We start from the raw sequence: 20,281 nt of genomic DNA on the forward strand, positions 1-20,281 counted from the left end.
ACGATTAACCCCAGCGTACCATAGGCACGCTGGGGTTAATCGTGGTCTGTCCCCGGTTTTAACAATGGTGCGCAATGCGCACCTTTTTTTTTGCACCTATAATCTTGACAATCATTAATACCATACTAAAATAATAAGGTATTATAAGCTGACAGGAGATTGGGGTATGACCTTGAACATTGCTGGACGAACGATTGAAACGAATTACCAGGGCTTTCTTTTTAATATGGCCGACTGGAGCGAAGACTATGCCTCAGAGATTGCCGAGCGTGATAATCTGAAACTCTATAATGATCACTGGGAGCTAATTTATTACTTCCGTGAAAGTCATATCGCCAATATGGCAGCTCCGACCATGCATCAGATGGTTCGAGATCTGGGCCGAAAGAATGTGCGTTTTCATGAGCAGAAGGCCTATGAACAGCATATCTATAGTTTATTCAACAATGATCCTGTCCATGAGTTGTGCAAACTTGCCGGTCTGCCCATGCCCCAGCCTGACGATTAGTGCAAAACCGGGGACAGACCACGGTTTATTGACATAAACCGAATAAACCGTGGTGTCCCCGGTTTTACTCTGCCAGGTGTATGATCTCTCGAATCTTTGCTGTTGGCACCTGGTTTAATTTGTGATCAATCATCTCACGGTGCAATAGTTGCAGGATACGTTGAAACTTCTCTGTGCTGAGTATGCGCTGTTCATCATTTATTGTTTGATAAATCTGTGCCGCCAGGGTGTAGATGATGTCCTGATTGGTTGGCAGGGTATAGAGGGTATCGCCTTCAAGGATCACGGTCTGACCCTTAATTAGCCAGTCGAAGGAGATGTTTTTAACCTGACTATATTGGTACAACTCATCCCAGGGGATTGAATTACGCTGTTTACGGTCGACTATATTGCGAGGACTTATATGGAGTATGTCACCTAGATCGCTGTCACTTTGCACGCCTTCACGTTCACGTATGCGATCGAAAATATCCCGTATTTTTAACTCTGATTTGTTCAATCTTTACACCGCTTGCATATTATATGTATAATGAATTACATAATATATGCAATAACTACATATATTATGTAATATTTTAGCTATAAATATCAATAAGTTATAAATAATAGCACAGAGATGTGTATTGGTGTTGTTAGTGCAAATCATGGAGAGATGCGATGAAGATTAAGGATAGAGAAAAATTACACCGTGAGATCGTTGAATTACAGACACTGCTGTTGGATGTTGATAAGGACAGCGATAAGGAAGTGGTTTGGGCGGCCTATTTGATTAGCTACAGTCTGAGTCAGTGTTGGAGATCTTTACTCAAAATTAGTTAGAAGCATAAGGGGATAGACCTGAGGTCTGTCCCTGTTTATCTTCTATGATTTCCGTCGTCGCGCCATGCTGATAAGACCAATGAGACCGGAGCCGAACAACCAGATGGCGGATGGAATCGGTACGGCAGAGGTGGATAGTACACTGAGACGCAGGATGTCGGTGCCGAAATCATCCAAGATATAGGTCAGATCCCATATCAGACCGGCATCCAGTAGACTTAGATTGATGAGGCTAAATTCTCCGATGATGGTTTCTGCCACCAGGAGGTCAAAGCTATTTCCGGCATACTGAGGTGGAACCCTTTGTGCTCTCCAGGGCGATGGAACCACCACCATCTGTGATCACATTGCTGTTCGCAACCGGTGCCCACAGACGCACATAAAGATTGTCTGTCTCTGCGGGCGTACTGTTCGATAACCAGTTGGTGCTATTGAACCAGTCGTTGTTACCTGCGCCATTGTCAAAGGAACGGGTCGCGGCCACTGTTGACTGGATACACAAAGTAAGTATCAGGCAATAGATAAAAGATAGTGGGTGTTTCATTGTCTTATTCTCCTTTTGGCCCAGAGTCTCATTTATTTTAATCTACTAGGAAATAAAGCAATAATCATTTTAATGTATTTTTTTGATTGCTATCAATGTGTTATATATATCAATAAATGGGAGATGGATGAACTGTAAAGATATGGGTAATAAAAGTTGGTATTTATTACACTTTTTATTTTTTGGGGTCTACACGTTGAAGGAATTGCTATACTATCCTCATAATGGCAGGGTGACAGGATGGGTGATGTAGATATTCGTTGGCGACAGCGTTTTCAGAGTTTTTCTAATGCGCTGGCTCAGTTGACAGAGGCGGTTAATATTCGGCAACAGCGTGCGTTGACTAATCTTGAAAAACAGGGCTTCGTCAAGACCTTTGAGTTTACTCATGAGCTGGCATGGAAGGTGATGCGGGATTATTTTATCTATCAGGGTGATGCGAGTATTATGGGTTCCCGGGATGCAACCCGTGAGGCCTTTCAGAACAACCTGATCAGTGATGGTGATGTCTGGATGGATATGATAAAGACCCGTAACAAGGCAGTGCATACTTATGATGAGGCCACTGTTAACGAGGTGATAGAGAAAACTACTTCAGCATATTATCCCCTGTTTCTGGTGTTTGAGAAGAAGTTGCGTAAGCTGTGAGTGAGCTGCAATCGACTGGTCTGTCAGTTGAAACAATAAAAAAAATACAACAGGTGTTTTCCGGGTATCCAGAGATTGATCAGGTTTTTTTATATGGTTCCCGTGCGAAAGGTGATTATCGTAACGGCTCTGATATTGATTTAACAATTATGGGTGATCTGCTGAGTCAATCACAACTGACCCGAATAGAAAATGACTTGGATGATTTGCTGTTACCCTACAAGATTGATCTTTGCTTGTATCTCACTATCGAAAATCAGGATCTCGTTGATCATATTCAACGTGTCGGCATCCTGTTTTTTAAACCGGGGACAGACCACGGTTTATTGACATAAACCGTGGTCTGTCCCCGGTTTATGCGTGTGGTTGGCAAACGCTATCGATGATTATTCGGTTAGCAATCAGATCATCGACCACGGCAGGGTCTGCCAGGGTTGAGGTGTCGCCTAATTGGTCGATCTCGTTGGCAGCAATCTTGCGCAGGATGCGACGCATGATCTTGCCGGAGCGTGTCTTCGGCAGGGCGGGGGCCCACTGAATGATATCCGGTTTGGCAATCGCTCCTATCTCCTGGCGCACCAGGGCAATCAGTTCATTGAGTAGCTCATTCGAGGTCTCTATGCCTTTAATCAGAGTAACGTAGGCATAGATGCCCTGACCTTTGATATCGTGTGGGAAGCCGACCACGGCGGCTTCTGCTACGGCTTCATGCAGCACCAGTGCACTTTCGACCTCAGCGGTGCCCATACGATGCCCCGATATATTCAGTACGTCGTCGACGCGCCCTGTAATCCAGTAATCACCATCCTCATCACGACGGGCACCGTCACCGGTAAAGTAGAGCCCTGGATAGGTGCTGAAATAGGTATCAATAAAACGCTGATGATCGCCGTAGAGGGTACGCATCTGCCCAGGCCATGAGCCGGTAATGACCAGGTTGCCATTGCTGGCTCCTTCAATAAAAGCACCTTCACTATCAACCAGTGCCGGTTTTATACCAAAGAAGGGACGGGTTGCCGAGCCGGGTTTTAAGCGGGAAGCACCGGGTAATGGGGTGATGAGGATGCCGCCGGTCTCGGTTTGCCACCAGGTGTCGACAATTGGACAGCGTTGCTCACCGACAACCCGGTAATACCATTCCCATGCTTCTGGATTGATGGGTTCGCCAACACTGCCTAATAAACGCAGTGATTGACGGCTGGTACGCGTAACCGGTTCGTTACCTTCACACATGAGTGCGCGGATGGCAGTGGGGGCGGTATAAAAGATATTGACCTGATGTTTGTCGATCACATCCCAGAAACGTGAGGCATTGGGATAGGTGGGGACACCCTCAAATACCAGAGTGGTGGCACCATTGGCTAATGGGCCATACACAATATAGGAGTGGCCGGTCACCCAACCGACATCGGCGGTACACCAGTAGATATCGCCATCGTGGTAATCGAATACATAACGATGAGTCATGGCAGCAAAGAGTAGATAACCCCCGCTAGTATGGAGTACGCCCTTGGGTTTGCCGGTGGAACCGGAGGTGTAAAGGATAAACAGGGGGTCTTCGGCATCCATGATCTCTACCGGACAGTCTGCGGAGACAGTGGCTATAGCCTCGTGATACCAGACATCGCGGGTGTTATGCCAGTCAATATCACCACCGGTACGACGGATCACCAGGGTGGTGTGGACATTGGGGCAGGACTCCAGGGCGCGATCAGTATTGGCCTTTAACGGGATGTGTTTGCCCGCACGCACTCCTTCATCTGCGGTGATGACCAGACGACAATCCGAGTCGAGAATACGATCTTTTAATGATTCAGGAGAGAAGCCACCAAAGACGACAGAGTGCACTGCACCGATACGGGCGCAGGCGAGCATTGCCATGGTGGCCTCCGGGATCATCGGCATATAGATGCAGACACGATCTCCTTTTTTAACGCCGCGTTGTTTGAGTACATTGGCGAAGCGGCAGACTTGCTCATGCAGTTCCCGATAACTGATATTGAGTGAGTCGCCGGGATCATCGCCTTCCCAGATAATGGCGGTCTGATCAGCGCGGGTTTCCAGGTGACGATCTACGCAGTTATGGCAGACATTGAGTTTACCGCCCTCAAACCAGCGAATATGGCCTTTGTGATAATCTTGTTCAGAGACCTTGTCCCAGGGTTGAAACCAGTCCAGATGTTGTGTGGCCTGTGCTGCCCAAAAGTTGTCAGGGTCATCAATGGATTCCTGATACATACGCAGATAAGTATCATTATCAATGAGTGCATGAGCAATAAATTCGTCGGATGCTTGATAGACCTTGTTTTCTGACATCTTGGTTCCTTGTTAAATTTGTTGTGTACCGTTAGCGGGGATAGTCTTTACATTCCAATGTTGGATAGCCCACGCCAGAATTTCTTCGAGTGATGCTTCTTCCAGCGCCTGTTCCGGTGCTTGATGCAGGAATCGTAACGCATCCAGAATCAATCCGGTAGGGCTTTGTTGATCCAGGGACAGGCTTTGGTGGCGTTTACCCAGTTTTTCACCCACGGCGTTAATGGCAACAGGGATGTGTAGATAACGGGGAGTAGGCAGGGTCAGGGTTTGTTGCAGGAGTATCTGCCGGGGTGTGGAGTCTATCAGGTCGTGGCCACGTACCACATGCGTGATGCCTTGTTCATGGTCATCAATGACGGTAGCCAGATGGTAACTACTGGTGCCATCGGCTCGGACAATAACAAAGTCACCGATATCCTGCTTGATGTTCTGTTGGTAATTACCAAACAGGCGGTCGTTAAAGCGGATGATTCGGTCATGGGCATACAGGCGCCAGCTCTGTTTATGTCGAGGATCGAAAGGCCTGTTATGGCAGGTACCGGGATAGAGGTTGTTTTCCTGTTGACGGATATCATGGCGTGAACAAGTGCAAGGAAATACTCTGGACTGGTCGATGAGTTGTTGTAATGCTTGTTGGTAGATATCGCTGCGTGGGCGTTGATAGAGGACTGAATCGTCCCAGTGCAGGCTGAGACGTTCCAGGCTACGCAGGACGTTATCAGCACTGTCTGAAATGCTTCGTTCGCGATCCAGATCGTCAATACGGACAAGCCATTTGCCCTGTTGTGCACGGGCATCAAGAAAGCTGGCGAGTGCGCTGATCAGTGAGCCGAAGTGTAGATCACCAGTTGGAGAAGGGGCGAATCTACCGGTATATTGTTTCACTGCTACCCTGTTGATGTGTTACATGCGAGACTGCTTTTCACGGATCTCATCAAGGGTCTTACAGTCGATACAGAGGGTTGCTGTTGGGCGTACTTCTAATCTGCGCACACCAATTTTGACACCACAGGAGTCACAGTATCCGTAGTCTTCGTGTTCCAGTAATTCAATGGATTCATCAATCTTCTTGATCAGTTTGCGTTCACGGTCACGAGTACGCAGCTCCATGCTGAACTCGGACTCCTGGGTGGCACGATCATTGGGATCAGGAAAGTTAGCCGCATCATCTTGCATGTGATGTACGGTGCGATCCACTTCCTCCATTAACTCACTCTTCCATGTGAGCAGGATCTTGTGGAAGTGCTCAACCTGATCAGGGTTCATGTATTCTTCGCCTTTTTTCTCTTTGTAGGGAGAAATGCCATGATTCAATGGGGTATCGGTGCTGACGGCACGTTTTTTAGTCGTGCCAGCCTTCTTGGGAGCGGTTTTCTTCGCCACAGCCTTTTTTGGAGCCTCCTTTTTAGCTACCACCTTTTCAGGCGCCGATTTTTTTATTGTGCTAGCCTTTTTTGGCATGGTCTTTTTAGCTGCCGCTTTCTTCTTCGTTGGCATGTACTTCTCCTGCTGAAATTCTGTATTGCAAATAATCAGGCTTTATCAAACGCCCTAGTTTCATCGCAGAGCTGGTCTGAGTCAAGTATTATTGATGCTTTGATCTGTAGCTTCTCTGGATAAAAGGTGCGGTTTTTGTCTGTATTTTTAGCGTATCATATAGAAATTACTTTAATTTATGTTGGAGAAATTGAGTCAATGAGTGATCTGGAAGCAATATTATTTGATGTTGATGGTACCCTGGCGGAAACAGAGGAGGTGCATCGTATCTCTTTTAATGAGGCGTTTAAGCGTGCAGGACTGGATTGGGTATGGTCAGAGAAATTATATGGTGTGTTACTGGAAATATCCGGTGGTAAGGAACGTATTCGCCTGTATCTGGATGAGCATAATACTGCTTTTTCACGCCCGGATGATCTGGATGGCTTTATTGCTGGGTTGCATAAGGTTAAAACAGAGGTTTATACCTCGACTACCGCAGCAGGGGGTATTCAACTGCGTCCGGGGGTTCGGCGTTTAATTGAAGAGGCACGGACGGCGGGTGTGCGTCTGGCCATTGCGACCACCACGACCCTGGCGAATGTTGAAGCCCTGTTAACGGCGAGCCTGCATCCCGATAGTATGAGCTGGTTTGAGGTGATTGCTGCTGGTTCTATGGTGCCGGATAAAAAACCAGCGCCGGATATCTATGAATATACCTTGCGTGAAATGAAACTGGAGCCTGCGCAATGTGTAGCCCTGGAGGATTCCAGTAATGGTCTGCGTTCAGCGATGGGTACCGGTAGTGGTATCCCTACGGTGATTACCGTGAGCCATTATTGTCAGGGCAATGATTTTACCGGTGCCGCCCTGGTGGTGGATCACCTGGGTGAGCCGGGACAGGCTAATCAGGTGATTGCTGGTGAAGGTGTGGTGAAGGAAGGTATGGTGGATCTGAATTGTTTGCGTGGGGTCGTAGGTGGATGAGGGGTATTGGTGCGCAGTGCGCGCCCTACCTGATATATGCCACAGGGTAGGGTGCGTACTACGCACCAAAAACCTCTGTGGTTTAATTTTTTCAGGATAGGTCAGTAGTTAATGAAAAAACCATTTCCTCTTGCCTCTCATCTTGATCGGATTCAGCCCTTTCATGTGATGGATCTGCTGGCGCGTGCGCGTGCGTTGGAGACGGCTGGACGAGATATCGTCCACATGGAGATTGGTGAGCCGGCGTTTGCGACACCAGTGCCGATTGTGGAGGCTGGTCAGCAGGCTCTGGCACAAGGGCATACCCACTATACTCCAGCACTGGGTCTACCTGCCTTGCGTGAGGCGATTGCGGGTAGCTATCAACAAAACTATGGAGTGTCCGTCGATGCCGCACGTATCATTATTACACCGGGTTCATCAGGGGCCTTGTTGTTAGCACTGGCAACGCTGGTGGATACCGGTAAGCGAGTAATGATGACCGATCCCGGTTATCCCTGTAATCGTAATTTTGTTTATTTGTTGGGGGGTGAGGTGAGTGCCATTCCAGTGACGGCGGCATCGAATTATCAACCAACGTGTGAACAGCTACAGCAGCATTGGGATGAGCAGACCACGGCTTTAATGTTGGCATCACCCTCAAATCCCACGGGTAGTTTGATTACTATGGGTCATCTTCAGCGGTTATATGATGAAGTGAGTGTGCGGCAAGGTCGTTTGATTGTTGATGAGATCTATCATGGTTTGGTCTATGAAGACGGTGTGCAAACCGCATTGTCGATAGCCGATGATTTGTTTGTGGTGAATAGCTTTTCCAAGTTCTATGGCATGACCGGTTGGCGACTGGGCTGGCTGGTGGCACCGACGGATTATGTGCCAGAGCTGGATAAACTGGCACAAAACCTGTTTCTAGCGGCACCAACTCCCGCGCAGTATGCCGCACTGGCTGCCTTTAAACCGGAGACGCAAGAGATTCTGCAGCAACGGCGCGATGACTTTCGAAAACGTCGGGATTATCTGGTTGAGGCTCTGCGAGAGATCGGTTTTGCTATTCCGGTAGTGCCACAAGGTGCTTTTTATATTTATGCCGATTGTTCACAATTTAGTGATGACAGTATGGCTCTTGCCAATACTTTGTTAGAAGAGATCGGTGTTGCGATTACCCCCGGTCTGGATTTTGGTCAATATGAGTCAGCAACCCATGTGCGTTTTTCCTATACCACGAGTATGGAGCGGTTAAAGGAAGGGGTAGCGCGTTTGCGGCAGTTTTTTTAAACCGGGGACAGACCACGGTTTTAGCTGTTTTTTCTGGGACGACCAGATTCCCCCGGCATCACCCTGCGGCCAAGGATTGATTCAATCTGTGCTTTGAAATGGTCTGTTCCTAATGCAAAGTTACCATTGGTTGCAGAACGGATGTTATCAAGTATTTCAGTGTCAATCGGATGTTGAAATAGTTTGCGATAGTTTTGTTTGCGGTGGTTATCATCGTGACCAAGACCTTTGTAAATATCGTGTGGTGTAATCAAATCAGAGTTATCATTTAGTGCATTAATTCGATAACTGGACCACTGATATTCTTCGGGGTGCTTGACCATGTATGCTCGTACTGGATTTGATTCTATATAGCGGTAGCAGTTAAGGATGTAATTTTCTTCTTGTGTGATGCAGGAACGGAATCGGCCTTCCCACAATGTGCCGCTACGATGATGTGAGCGGTTAATATACTGAACATAGTGCTGTCCCAGACGTTTCATTAAAATACTAACAGAATCTTTTTTATGTGGCGTAAGTAGTAAATGAACATGATTGGTCATGAGGACGTAGGCATGAATAGAACATACACTTAATTCGGCGTATTCTTTCAGCCAATCCAGATAAAACAGATAATCATTTTTGGTGTAAAAACAGGGTTGACGGTTGTTGCCACGTTGAATGATGTGTAAAGGCGTGTCAGGTAACACAATACGAGGTCGTCTTGGCATAATGCAATCTTCCTTGATTGATTAGATGTTTTTGTGAACTGGGCACCACAGTAACTGGAACAACAGAAGTGCGCACTAAATGTGATCCAATACTTTTGCTTGGGTTTATATTACCATCTTTTTGGAAATGCTTCGCTAATAAACCGTGGTCTGTCCCCGGTTTACTTCTTTGCCAACAGCGCTGCCCCATAGGCGGCCTCCTGTTGTTTGGCTGGCTGTACAGGGATGCCTAGCCGTTGGCTACGAATCTGTTGCCATATTTTATTATTAGCGCCACCACCGATGGTCTGTATTCGCTTGGGGTAGGGTGTGCCTAATTGTTCTAATCGGCGATAGCCCTGATATTCGATATCGGCGATACCCTCGAACATCCCTTGCAGGAACAGGTAGTCGTCAGCCGGGCGTGGTTCAAGCTGGGGTTGCTTGTGTGAGTTGTTATGCGGGAAACGTTCACCAACTGAGGGTAGGGGATAATAATCCAGTCCGCAGGGTTGTTGTGGGTCAATCAGTTGGCTGAGGCGTTGAATCTCATTATTGTTAAAGAACTGGCTCAATACGTTGCCACCACTATTGGAGGCACCGCCCACCAGCCATTGATCCCCAAGTCGATGACTATAGACCCCGTAGTCAGAGGCAAATACCGGTTGATCTGACAGTATCTTGATCACCAGGGTGCTGCCAAGGGCAGTAACGGCGTCACCGAGCTGACAGCTGCCGGTGGCAATAAAGGCCGCCGTACTGTCGGTGGTGCCCGCCTTGATTTGACACTTTGGGTTGATATTGCAGCGTTTGGCAAGCGTGGGAAGTATTCTCTTGATAGTCTGGCCTGGCAGATGAATATCCGGCAGATTATCCTTATCTATTCCAATTATAAACAATAGGTTATTCCATGAACTTAAAGTAGAATCATAACCTAGTTTCAGGCTGTTATTGGCATCGCTGTGGTGGAATTCACCACACAGATGACCAGTCAGCCAGTCGGCCTGATGCAGGGCCTTGAAGGGGGTGATGGGTTTGTCGTGCTGGATCAGCCAGAGTAGTTTTGCCAGGCTGGAGGTGGGACTGGAGAAGGCATTGGCTGCGGTATTGTGGTTGGCTGCCAGTGCCTGTATCTGTGCCGCTTGTTGCTGTGCACGCTGGTCGTTATACATCAGTGCCGGGCTGAGAACGGTTCCCTGGGCATCGCACAGCAACAGAGTGGCTGAGGTGCCATCAAGGGCGATGGCCTGTAGGTTCTGTAGTGGATATTGTTGACCCAGTTCACTGAGGCAGGTATCCAGTGCCTGCCACCAATCAACAGGATCCTGTTCGACCTCATTACCCTGTTGCCGGGATGGGGGTAGGTCTTGACGTGTCTGGGCAAGGATATGCCCCTGTTCGTCAATTAGGCAGATGCGACAGGCCGAAGTGCCGATATCAATGCCAAGCCAAGTGGCGGGTTGCTGAGAAGTGTTCATGCTATTAAGTGCTCGATGGGAACAGACCTAAGATCAGTCCCCGGTTTAGTGTGACCTCAGACCCGCACAACCCGGGGACAGAGCCGGTTTTTGGCTCTGTCCCCATCGAGCACGTACCACAGCGGTTGATGTCGCAGAACCCCGGAAACCGTGGTCTGACCCCGGTTTATGGTTTATGGCAGCTGCACCGCTTCTGGTGCCACCCAGTCCGGATTGCGGTGTTCCACTACAACCGTGGTATAGATGCCACCACGGACATTAAACTCAGCGGTCAGGCGCATGAAGCGGGGGTTGCAGGCCTTGACTAGATCACTCAGTATCCGGTTGGTGACATCCTCATGGAAGGCTCCCTCCTCACGGAAGGACCAGGTGTAGAGCTTGAGGGATTTCAGCTCGACACAGGCCTGATCCGGTACATAGGCGATATTGAGGGTGGCAAAGTCCGGTTGCCCGGTCTTGGGGCACAGGCAGGTGAATTCGGGCACGTCGATACGGATGGTGTAGTCGCGCTGTGGGTGAGGGTTGGGGAAGGTTTCCAGTTCTTTGCTTGCTTGTGTGCTCATGTCGTTCCATTCATATTAAAAATTACAGAGGCTATTATGCCCTATTTTCTATTTTTTACATAACAAATAACACGCAAGCTATTGATAGTTCGTAAGGTGAAAAATTCTTACTTGCCTATTTTTACTGTCCTTTGTATTGTCGCTCTCCATGCAACTATCAAAAATAAAATTAGCCGGATTCAAGTCCTTTGTTGATCCGACCACGATTGATTTCCCTAGCAACCTGATTGGCATTGTCGGGCCGAATGGCTGTGGTAAATCCAATGTTATTGATGCGGTGCGTTGGGTGATGGGTGAGAGCTCGGCCAAGCACCTGCGTGGTGAGTCGATGGCGGATGTCATCTTTAATGGTTCATCGGCGCGTAAACCGGTGGGGCAGGCCTCGATTGAACTGATCTTCGATAATTGTGAGGGTCGTATTGGTGGTCAATATGCACAATATAACGAGATATCCATCAAGCGTCAGGTGACCCGGGATGGTCATTCGCAGTATTTTCTGAATGGCACCAAGTGTCGTCGGCGTGATATTACCGATATCTTCCTCGGTACCGGTCTTGGACCACGTAGTTACTCCATTATTGAACAGGGCATGATCTCACGTCTGATCGAGGCGCGGCCTGAGGATCTGCGGGTCTATCTGGAAGAGGCTGCGGGGATCTCCAAGTATAAGGAGCGCCGTAAGGAGACCGAGAAACGGATTCGTCATACGCGTGATAACCTGGATCGTCTGCAAGATCTGATTGATGAGATTGAAAAGCAGTTGGAGAAGTTGCAGCGTCAATCCAAAACCGCTGAACGCTACAAGGAATTCAGGCAGCAGGAACGCAAGATTCGTGCAGAGTTATTGGCCTTGCGTTACCAGGCACAGGATACGGATAACCAGCGTTTTCAGCAGCGCATCAAGGAACAGGAGACGGCACTAGAGGCGGTGGTTGCGGAACAACGTGCGATTGAGGCCGAGATTGAAAAGGGACGCAGCGAACTCATTTCTGAGAACGATGTATTAAATGAGGTGCAGGGACGTTTCTATGGTCTGGGCGCGGATATTGCGCGTGTCGAGGAGACCATCCAGCATGGTAAATCTAATCGCCAACGTCAGCAGCAGGAACTCACGCAAATGGAACAGGCCTGGAATGAGCTGTTGGCACATATCAAGCATGATGGCGAACGTCTGCAAGAACTGATGGATAATCTGAAGCAGCGAGAGCCTGAGCTGGAACAGTTGCGGGTCGCCGAACAGACTTCGGGTGATGCCTTGAGGCAGGTTGAACAGGCGATGCAGAGCTGGCAGACCGAGTGGGAAGATTATAACAAGCGTGCCGCAGAACCGGCACAGCGTGCCCAGGTTGAACGTACCCGTATTGATCATCTGGAACGTCAGTTGAAACAACTGCAAGAGCAGTTGGCAAAGATGGAGGCGGAGCAGGAATCTCTACAGGGTGAGGATCTGGAATCACTATTGCAGGATCTATTGCAACAGCAAGGTGAGGCTGAAAAGGATAGTCAGGGGCTGGATGAAAAAATGGTGGCACTGCGTCAGCATATTGATGAAGCGCGTAAGAGTCGCCATCAACATTCCTCGCAACTGGATGAGGCGCGTGGCAAGCAGCAGGATCTTCGTGGTCGCAAGACCTCGCTGGATGCACTGCAGCAGGCCGCCCTGGGGCAGAGTAATTCCTCGATTAGTCACTGGCTGGATAAATGTGGTCTGGCTCAGGCACCGCGTCTGGCACAGCAGATACAGGTTGAGTCTGGTTGGGAAAAGGCGGTTGAGACCGTTCTCGGTTTTTATTTGGAAGCGGTTTGTGTTAATGATATTAATAAGTTATCTGATAGTCTTAATGAATTGGATGAAGGTGTGTTGGCGTTATTTGATACCGGCACATCCGCATCATCGATAACCACACCGACCGATGCCAAGGCATTATCTGACCTGGTACAAGCACCCTGGTCGATGTCGAGTTTGTTAGGCGGGGTGTATGTGGCTGAGGATCTGGCACAGGCACTTGCCTTGCGTTCTTCACTACAGGCGCATGAGTCGGTGATTACGCGTCAGGGTATCTGGTTGAGTGCGGGTTGGTTGCGGGTCACCCGCGATGTTGATGAAAAGGCCGGGGTACTGGAGCGTGAGAAAGAGATCACCTCTCTGGCTACACAGATTGATGAGCAAAAACAGTTGGTCGAGAGCCAGACCCAGATACTCGAACAGACCCAACTGGATATACAGACAAGTGAGCGGCAGCGTGAAGATTTACAGATCAAGGTGAATCAGGCGCATCGCCATGTCAGTGAGTTGAATGCACAGATCAATGCCCGACGTTCACGTCAGGAGCAGGTGAGTAAGCGTCTGGATAATCTATCCACTGACAGTGGTGAATTACAACAGCGTCAGACCCAGGATCGTGAGGCACTGGCACAGGCACAGGTGAATCTGCAGCAGGCATTGGATGCAATGGATCAGCTGGAACAGGAGCGAACTATTTTTCAGCAACGACGTGAACAACTGCGTGAGCAACTGGAGCAGTCACGTTCCAGTGCGCAGTCGGATCGTGACAAGGCGCATGCGATTGCCTTGAATATTGGTTCTATGAAGACCTCGCATGAGGCGATTGAGCAAGGGCTTGGACGTATGCAGGGGCAACGTAATCATCTACAGACCCGGCGTGATGATCTGCGTAAGGTGCTGGATGAGAGTGAGACACCGCTACAGGAGCAGGAGCGTGATCTGGAACAGAAACTACAGTTACGTTCCGAGGTTGAAGCAGAGTTAGTGGTGGCGCGGCGCAAGGTTGAAAGCACCGAGCATGACCTGCGCAATAATGAACAGGCACGCGGGCAAAAGGAACAACAGGTGCAAGTGACCAGGGATCAGTTGGCGCAGGAACGCATGGCCAGTCAGGAGAGTGTGGTGCGTGCCAAGACCCTGCTGGAACAGATTGTCGAGACCGATTTTGAATTGGAAACCTTGCTCGAGACCATGCCCGAGGATGCCGCGTTGGATAAATGGGAGGCAGAGGCAGAACGTCTGGCGCAACGGATACAGCGTCTGGGGCCGATTAATCTGGCAGCGATTGATGAATTTCAGGAAGAGTCGGAACGCAAGACCTACCTGGATGCACAGAATGCTGATTTGGTGGAGGCGCTGGAGACCCTGGAAGAGGCGATCCACAAGATTGACCGCGAGACCCGTACACGCTTTAAAGAAACCTTTGATAAGGTGAATATCGGTTTGCAGGCGATGTTCCCACGTTTATTTGGTGGTGGCCATGCCTATCTTGAGTTGACCGGGGATGATCTTCTCGATACCGGTGTCACCGTGATGGCGCGACCACCGGGTAAGCGTAACAGTACCATTCATTTATTATCGGGTGGCGAGAAGGCGTTAACCGCAGTAGCGATGGTGTTTGCTATTTTCGAACTGAATCCATCGCCTTTCTGTATGCTGGATGAGGTGGATGCACCGCTGGATGAGGCCAATGTTGGACGTTTTTGTGCCATGGTCAAGGAAATGTCCGAGCACGTGCAGTTTATCTTTATTACGCATAACAAGATTACTATGGAATTAGCGCATCAGCTGAGCGGTGTGACTATGAGTGAGCCGGGTGTCTCCCGTCTAGTGACGGTGGATATTGCCGAGGCAACGAAGATCATTGCGGCATAGGATGAATCAATCATGGGTGTAATGGGGTGGGGCTTTTTTGTACTTGCGGCTATTGTCGTGATCGTTCTGTTGCGCCGTGGAATGCTGGCTTATCAGGAGCGCAATCAGCGTGCTGAGGCGATTGCACGAATGCGGCACACGGATCCCGCGTTAGGCGATCTGCAGCAGGAAGAAGATGAGCTTGATTTGCTGGATGATTATGACGATCAGGTGGCTCCAGCACCTTTGTCGGATGATTTATTTACAGAACAGGATATGCCCGCCACAGCGCAGGAAGAAAAGCTGATCGTCCTGTATGTGGTGGCACAATCCGGGCAGTTTTTCACCGGCAAGGATATACAGCAGGCGATGCAGCAGACAGGTCTTTGTTACGGTGATATGAATATTTATCATGCCTATCCACATGGGACGAGTGCCGGTAACAGTCTATTTAGTGTCGCCAATGTGGTGGAACCGGGGACCTTTGATATCGATACGATGGATAAATTCAGCACCCCCGGCCTGAGTCTTTTCTTGCAGATGCCTTGTTTGATGGATGAGCTTAAGGTGTTTGATCAAATGGTCGTAGCCGCCAGAAAACTAGCCGAATGTCTGCATGGTGAAGTGCTGGATGATCATCGCAGTGCTTTCCTGCAACAGACGCATGACCATTTGCGTGATGAGGTGGTGGCCTATCGTTTGAGACTAATGTAGTGCGTACCACGCACCATCAAAGCCACACGAAAATAACAAATTAACAAGGCATCAATGAATTTAAAGCTAAAATCAAGGCTGCATAATCTGCGGGAGACGATTCGTCATCATGACAATCTTTATTACATGCAGGATGCCCCTGATATCCCTGACGCTGAATATGATCGTCTGTTACGTGAACTACAGGAATTAGAGCGAGCCCATCCCGATCTGATTACGCCAGACTCACCCACGCAACGTGTCGGTGGCAAACCATTGGAAAACTTCTCCCAGGTGCAGCATCGACTGCCGATGTTATCGTTAGACAATGCCTTTTCCGATGAGGAGTTTCTCGATTTTGATCGTCGTGTGCGTGAGCGTCTGGAAGTGGAGTCGGTAGACTATGTGGCTGAACCCAAGCTCGATGGGCTGGCGATTAGCTTACTGTATGAAGCGGGTGTATTGGTACGGGCAGCCACTCGTGGTGATGGTTCTACGGGTGAAGATGTGACGGTTAATATTCGTACCATTCCTTCAATACCTTTGAGTTTATTAGGATGCAACCTGCCAAATATCATAGAGATACGAGGTGAAGTTTATATTTCACATGAGGGTTTTTTGCGTCTTAATCGGCAAGCGTTGGAGCAAGACCAGAAGCCTTTCGCCAATCCGCGCAATGCCGCAGCAGGGAGTCTGCGCCAGCTTGATCCGCGTATTACCGCGACGCGTCCACTGGAGATGTATTGCTATGGCGTGGGCTATGTCGAGGGTGATATGGCTGATCGTCATAGTGAGCGTCTGGATCAATTACGCGCTTGGGGGATGCGGGTCTACCCTGGCATAAAGAGACTCAATGGACAGCAAGCCTGTCTGGATCATTACCAGTGGATGACCGGGCAGCGTGAACAACTGCCGTTTGATATTGATGGTGTGGTGTACAAGGTGGATCGCCTCGATCAGCAACAAGAGATGGGCTTTGTTGCCCGCGCCCCGCGCTGGGCGATTGCGCGTAAATTTCCGGCACAGGAGGCGATCACCACGGTGCTGGCGATTGATGTGCAGGTAGGACGTACCGGGGCGATTACCCCGGTGGCACGTCTTGAACCTGTTTTTGTTGGCGGGGTCACGGTCACTAATGCCACCTTGCATAACGAGGATGAAATTCGGCGCAAGGATGTGCGCGTGGGTGATACGGTGATTGTACGTCGTGCCGGTGATGTGATTCCTGAAGTGGTGAGTGTGGTGTTGGGGCAACGTCCGCTGGATGATACCCAAGCCTTCGTCATGCCCACCCATTGCCCGGTCTGTGGTTCCGAGGTTCTGCGAGCCGAGGGTGAGGCGGTGATGCGTTGTAGTGGTGGACTGTTCTGTGGTGCCCAGCGCAAGGAGGCAATCAAGCACTTTGCAGCGCGTCGTGCCATGGATGTGGATGGTCTGGGTGACAAGATTGTGGAACAGTTGGTTGACAAGGGATTGATCAAGACAGTGGCTGATCTTTATCAACTGCGTATTGAAGATGTCGCCGAACTGGATCGTATGGCTGAAAAATCGGCACAAAACCTGCTGGATGCGCTGGAAAAAAGTAAGCAGACCAGCCTGCCCCGTTTCCTGTTTGCCCTGGGCATTCGTGAAGTGGGTGAGACCAGTGCGCGTATTCTGGCGCAACACTACGGTCGTCTTGAGGCCCTGATGGAGTCCACTGAGGAAAAACTACAGGTGATCGATGGTATCGGCCCCGTGATGGCACAGCATATTGCCGGTTTCTTTCATCAACCGCATAATCTTGAAGTGATCCAGCAACTGCAAGAAGCGGGTGTGCAATGGCCTGATGAAGAAGTGATGATTGAACAGCCATTAAAGGGCAAGATCTTCGTCCTGACCGGTACCCTGGAGCATATCAAGCGTAATGAGGCGAAGGATCAATTGCTAGCCAAAGGGGCAAAGGTGAGTGCTAGTGTGTCGAAGAAGACGGATTATGTGGTGGCCGGAACCGATCCGGGTTCAAAATATACCAAGGCACAGGAGCTAGGGGTTAGTATTTTGACTGAAGATGAATTGATGGGGATGTTGGATTAATTTGAGAAATGATAAATGTAAAAACAATAGCCTCTGCGGTAAGATAAACAACGTGAACATGCAAAATAAACAACCAACCTGTTTTATTGTTGCCGGGCCCAATGGTGCCGGTAAAACAACCTTTGCCTTACGTTATCTGCCGGATGTGGAAAAATGCAATAATTTTGTGAATGCAGATTTAATTGCAGCTGGTCTTTCGCCCTTGCAACCTGAACGTGAAAAAATTATGGCTTCGCGTTTGTTGTTAAAAGAAATAAACCAGTTTATTAAAAAACGCCAGAGTTTTGCATTTGAAACCACCTTGTCTGGGAGAACCTATCTAAAACTGATTCGTCAGTTAAAGCAGGACAATTGGCGAGTGGTTTTGTTTTATCTTTTTTTACCCAATGTAGAGTGGTCTGTGAGCCGCGTGCGGGAGCGTGTTGCTCATGGTGGACACAATATTCCTGATATAGACATCCGTCGAAGATTCCCCCGTAGCCTGAAAAACCTCATACATGATTACGCTGGGCTTTGTGATGAAGTAATCTGTTTTAATAATCAGTCTATAGAACCCGAGCCCGTATTCACACAAGACAGTGAAGGGTTACATATTTTAAATAACAATCTATACCATGCTTTACTAAAGGAGGCGAACAGTGACGCAAACTGAAGAACGTACCAAACGAGCACTAAAGGCTTTAAGCCAGGCGATACAAGAAAGCTTGCAGCGTAAACGCCTGCTTGGTCAGTATGCGGTGATGGGGGAAAGCAAAATGCCTTCAAAAGTACCTGCCGATCAACTACCTGATAATAAATGATATAACCCATTTAAGCTTATGTTTTATGTGGCTTGGGTTTACCCAAAGCTCACACTGAGCGCATCGTAACCCAACAACGCTTGTTTTGAGATGAATCTGTAATGATTACAGTCAGTAAATTAATTGTTCGATATATGCAACGTCTGGGGATTGATACCATCTTTGGTATGCCGGGTGCGCACATTCTGCCGGTTTATGATTGTCTGTATGACTCGGATATTACCACTGTATTAGCCAAGCATGAACAGGGTGCTGCCTTTATGGCGGGCGGTTATGCGCGGGCATCGGGTCGTATTGGTGCTTGTATTACCACGGCGGGGCCGGGTGCGACCAATCTGGTGACGGGTGTGGCGAATGCCTATGTTGATAAACTACCGATGCTGATTATTACTGGTGAGACCTCGACTCATATCTTTGGTAAGGGTGGTTTGCAGGAGAGTTCGGGTGAGGGGGGCAGTATCGACCAATCATCCCTATTCAAGGGGATTACTCGTTACCACAGTATTATTCAACGTACCGATTATTTAACCAATGTGCTGAATCGTGCGGCAAAGATTCTGTTGTCGAATAACCCGGGGCCGGTGTTGCTGAGTTTTCCTTTTAATCTCCAGCAAGAGATGGTGGATGAGACCTTGCTGGATAATATCAGGACGGAGAAAAACATTGATGCCAGCGTGGGTGGGGCTCAGGTTATTGCTCGCTTTGCTGATCTTCTGATTGAGGCGAAGGCGCCGGTTATTATCGCCGGTTATGGATGTATTCACTCCGGGGCAGAACAACAGGTGGCCGCCCTTAGTGAGACAATGGCGATTCCGGTTGCCAGTAGTCTGAAGGGCAAGGGTATCATCAGTGAACAGTCACCGTTGTCATTGGGTAGTCTGGGTGTGACGTCCTATGGCCCAGCACGCGATTATATTGTTGAGCAGGCGGATCTATTAATTATCCTTGGTGCGGCATTTAATGAGCGCACCAGTTATGTGTGGGATAAAGACTTGTTGGCGCAAAAGAGGGTTGTTCAGGTTGATTACGATGAGGAACAACTGGAGAAAGTATTTACCGCTGATCTTGCTATTCAGGGTGATATCAAGGCAGTGCTGGAGGCGGTGTCGAGTCGTATTCAGCAACAGGGAGTGGGGCCCAGAGTGTTGGATCAACTGCCCGAGATGTTGATGGATACCGATCCGAACAGTGATGCCGGAGTCTTTAGGCATCAGTTTGCCCTGGTTGAGGCATTTTTTACCTGTTTGGAGACCCATTTTCCGCAGGATATGATGTTATTTGATGACAATATTATCTTTGCTCAGAATTTCTTTAGGGTATCCGCAGCCAATACTTATTATCCAAACTCAGGTGTGTCTTCGCTGGGGCATGCCATACCGGCTGCCATTGGTGCTCGTTTTGCCAGGGAACAAACGGTGTTTGCGGTGTTGGGTGATGGAGGGTTTCAGATGTGTTGCATGGAGATTATGACGGCGGTGAATTACCAGATCCCGATCACCATTATTATGTTTAATAACTCCACCATGGGGCTGATCAGAAAGAATCAGTATCAGCAATATGAAGAGCGTTTTATTAATTGTGATTTTATTAATCCTGATTATGAAGTGTTAGCACAATCCTTTGGTATCCATTATCGACGTATTGAAACTATAGATGATATTGAACCGATGTTTACTTCAATGGATCTTACTGGCTCGATTAATCTGATCGAGATCATGATTGATAAAGACCTGTTTCCCGGTTATATCTCAAAAAGATAATAGCGA

At 48.7% G+C, this 20,281-nt stretch carries 21 protein-coding genes; 12 read left to right on the forward strand and 9 right to left on the reverse strand.

Annotated features, from left to right (window positions below):
* Positions 1 to 166 precede the first annotated feature (166 nt).
* Complete coding sequence (locus GXP22_02940) at positions 167 to 508, forward strand: TusE/DsrC/DsvC family sulfur relay protein (protein ID NOX08441.1); 342 nt, start codon at positions 167 to 169, stop codon at positions 506 to 508.
* A gap of 64 nt (positions 509 to 572) precedes the next feature.
* Here GXP22_02940 and GXP22_02945 read toward each other — a convergent pair whose 3' ends face one another.
* Positions 573 to 1,007 carry a bacteriophage CI repressor gene (locus GXP22_02945; GenBank protein NOX08442.1) on the reverse strand — a complete coding sequence of 145 codons (435 nt, stop codon included), beginning with the start codon at positions 1,005 to 1,007 and terminating at the stop codon, positions 573 to 575.
* Between the two features lie 158 nt (positions 1,008 to 1,165).
* On the opposite strand from GXP22_02945, the gene GXP22_02950 reads away from it, so the two are divergent.
* Complete coding sequence (locus GXP22_02950; GenBank protein ID NOX08443.1) at positions 1,166 to 1,327, forward strand: hypothetical protein; 162 nt, start codon at positions 1,166 to 1,168, stop codon at positions 1,325 to 1,327.
* Between the two features lie 42 nt (positions 1,328 to 1,369).
* Here the strand turns inward: GXP22_02950 and GXP22_02955 are convergent, their stop codons facing one another.
* Entirely contained in the window at positions 1,370 to 1,588 is a 219-nt protein-coding gene (locus GXP22_02955; protein ID NOX08444.1) for a hypothetical protein, read from the reverse strand.
* Between the two features lie 13 nt (positions 1,589 to 1,601).
* The gene (locus GXP22_02960; protein NOX08445.1) at positions 1,602 to 1,871 is read right to left on the reverse strand and encodes a hypothetical protein; all 270 of its coding nucleotides are present in this window, start codon (positions 1,869 to 1,871) and stop codon (positions 1,602 to 1,604) included.
* Between the two features lie 240 nt (positions 1,872 to 2,111).
* Here GXP22_02960 and GXP22_02965 point away from each other — a divergent pair, with 240 nt between their 5' ends.
* Both GXP22_02965 and GXP22_02970 read left to right on the forward strand, forming a co-directional pair.
* Positions 2,112 to 2,519 (forward strand): nucleotidyltransferase, encoded by a 408-nt coding sequence (locus tag GXP22_02965; protein ID NOX08446.1) that lies wholly within the window; start codon positions 2,112 to 2,114, stop codon positions 2,517 to 2,519.
* On the forward strand, positions 2,516 to 2,854 hold the full coding sequence (locus GXP22_02970) for a nucleotidyltransferase domain-containing protein (GenBank protein ID NOX08447.1): 339 nt from the start codon (positions 2,516 to 2,518) through the stop codon (positions 2,852 to 2,854). The genes GXP22_02965 and GXP22_02970 overlap by 4 nt, the downstream gene beginning before the upstream one ends.
* Before the next feature lie 19 nt (positions 2,855 to 2,873).
* Here the strand turns inward: GXP22_02970 and acs are convergent, their stop codons facing one another.
* From acs to dksA, 3 genes are read right to left on the reverse strand one after another with little or no spacing between them, the layout of a single operon-like run.
* On the reverse strand, positions 2,874 to 4,835 hold the full coding sequence (gene acs, locus GXP22_02975) for an acetate--CoA ligase (protein NOX08448.1): 1,962 nt from the start codon (positions 4,833 to 4,835) through the stop codon (positions 2,874 to 2,876).
* 12 nt (positions 4,836 to 4,847) lie between these two features.
* Positions 4,848 to 5,723, reverse strand: a complete 876-nt coding sequence (locus GXP22_02980) for a tRNA glutamyl-Q(34) synthetase GluQRS (GenBank protein NOX08449.1) — start codon at positions 5,721 to 5,723, stop codon at positions 4,848 to 4,850.
* An 18-nt stretch (positions 5,724 to 5,741) separates the two neighbouring features.
* Complete coding sequence (dksA, locus tag GXP22_02985; GenBank protein ID NOX08450.1) at positions 5,742 to 6,104, reverse strand: RNA polymerase-binding protein DksA; 363 nt, start codon at positions 6,102 to 6,104, stop codon at positions 5,742 to 5,744.
* 429 nt (positions 6,105 to 6,533) lie between these two features.
* Here dksA and GXP22_02990 point away from each other — a divergent pair, with 429 nt between their 5' ends.
* On the forward strand, positions 6,534 to 7,301 hold the full coding sequence (locus GXP22_02990; protein NOX08451.1) for an HAD family hydrolase: 768 nt from the start codon (positions 6,534 to 6,536) through the stop codon (positions 7,299 to 7,301).
* A 111-nt stretch (positions 7,302 to 7,412) separates the two neighbouring features.
* Positions 7,413 to 8,576 (forward strand): pyridoxal phosphate-dependent aminotransferase, encoded by a 1,164-nt coding sequence (locus GXP22_02995; GenBank protein NOX08452.1) that lies wholly within the window; start codon positions 7,413 to 7,415, stop codon positions 8,574 to 8,576.
* A gap of 20 nt (positions 8,577 to 8,596) precedes the next feature.
* Here the strand turns inward: GXP22_02995 and GXP22_03000 are convergent, their stop codons facing one another.
* The 3 genes from GXP22_03000 to queF form a co-directional block, all read right to left on the reverse strand.
* Complete coding sequence (locus GXP22_03000; GenBank protein NOX08453.1) at positions 8,597 to 9,286, reverse strand: transposase; 690 nt, start codon at positions 9,284 to 9,286, stop codon at positions 8,597 to 8,599.
* A 161-nt stretch (positions 9,287 to 9,447) separates the two neighbouring features.
* Positions 9,448 to 10,743 (reverse strand): FGGY-family carbohydrate kinase, encoded by a 1,296-nt coding sequence (locus GXP22_03005; GenBank protein ID NOX08454.1) that lies wholly within the window; start codon positions 10,741 to 10,743, stop codon positions 9,448 to 9,450.
* A 173-nt stretch (positions 10,744 to 10,916) separates the two neighbouring features.
* Positions 10,917 to 11,306, reverse strand: a complete 390-nt coding sequence (gene queF, locus GXP22_03010) for an NADPH-dependent 7-cyano-7-deazaguanine reductase QueF (GenBank protein ID NOX08455.1) — start codon at positions 11,304 to 11,306, stop codon at positions 10,917 to 10,919.
* Between the two features lie 148 nt (positions 11,307 to 11,454).
* On the opposite strand from queF, the gene smc reads away from it, so the two are divergent.
* The 6 genes from smc (at position 11,455) to GXP22_03040 (ending at position 20,275) form a co-directional block, all read left to right on the forward strand.
* On the forward strand, positions 11,455 to 14,967 hold the full coding sequence (gene smc, locus GXP22_03015) for a chromosome segregation protein SMC (GenBank protein NOX08456.1): 3,513 nt from the start codon (positions 11,455 to 11,457) through the stop codon (positions 14,965 to 14,967).
* A gap of 12 nt (positions 14,968 to 14,979) precedes the next feature.
* Complete coding sequence (zipA, locus tag GXP22_03020; protein ID NOX08457.1) at positions 14,980 to 15,660, forward strand: cell division protein ZipA; 681 nt, start codon at positions 14,980 to 14,982, stop codon at positions 15,658 to 15,660.
* Between the two features lie 54 nt (positions 15,661 to 15,714).
* Positions 15,715 to 17,715 carry an NAD-dependent DNA ligase LigA gene (ligA, locus tag GXP22_03025; GenBank protein NOX08458.1) on the forward strand — a complete coding sequence of 667 codons (2,001 nt, stop codon included), beginning with the start codon at positions 15,715 to 15,717 and terminating at the stop codon, positions 17,713 to 17,715.
* A 58-nt stretch (positions 17,716 to 17,773) separates the two neighbouring features.
* A complete protein-coding gene (locus GXP22_03030) occupies positions 17,774 to 18,367 on the forward strand; it encodes a hypothetical protein (GenBank protein ID NOX08459.1) in 594 nt (197 codons plus the stop codon).
* Positions 18,354 to 18,515 (forward strand): hypothetical protein, encoded by a 162-nt coding sequence (locus tag GXP22_03035; protein NOX08460.1) that lies wholly within the window; start codon positions 18,354 to 18,356, stop codon positions 18,513 to 18,515. Before GXP22_03030 ends, GXP22_03035 begins: the two co-directional genes overlap by 14 nt.
* A gap of 101 nt (positions 18,516 to 18,616) precedes the next feature.
* The gene (locus GXP22_03040) at positions 18,617 to 20,275 is read left to right on the forward strand and encodes a thiamine pyrophosphate-binding protein (protein ID NOX08461.1); all 1,659 of its coding nucleotides are present in this window, start codon (positions 18,617 to 18,619) and stop codon (positions 20,273 to 20,275) included.
* Positions 20,276 to 20,281: the final 6 nt, after the last annotated feature.

The organism is Gammaproteobacteria bacterium (genome assembly GCA_013151035.1).
Classification (GTDB): domain Bacteria; phylum Pseudomonadota; class Gammaproteobacteria; order JAADJB01; family JAADJB01; genus JAADJB01.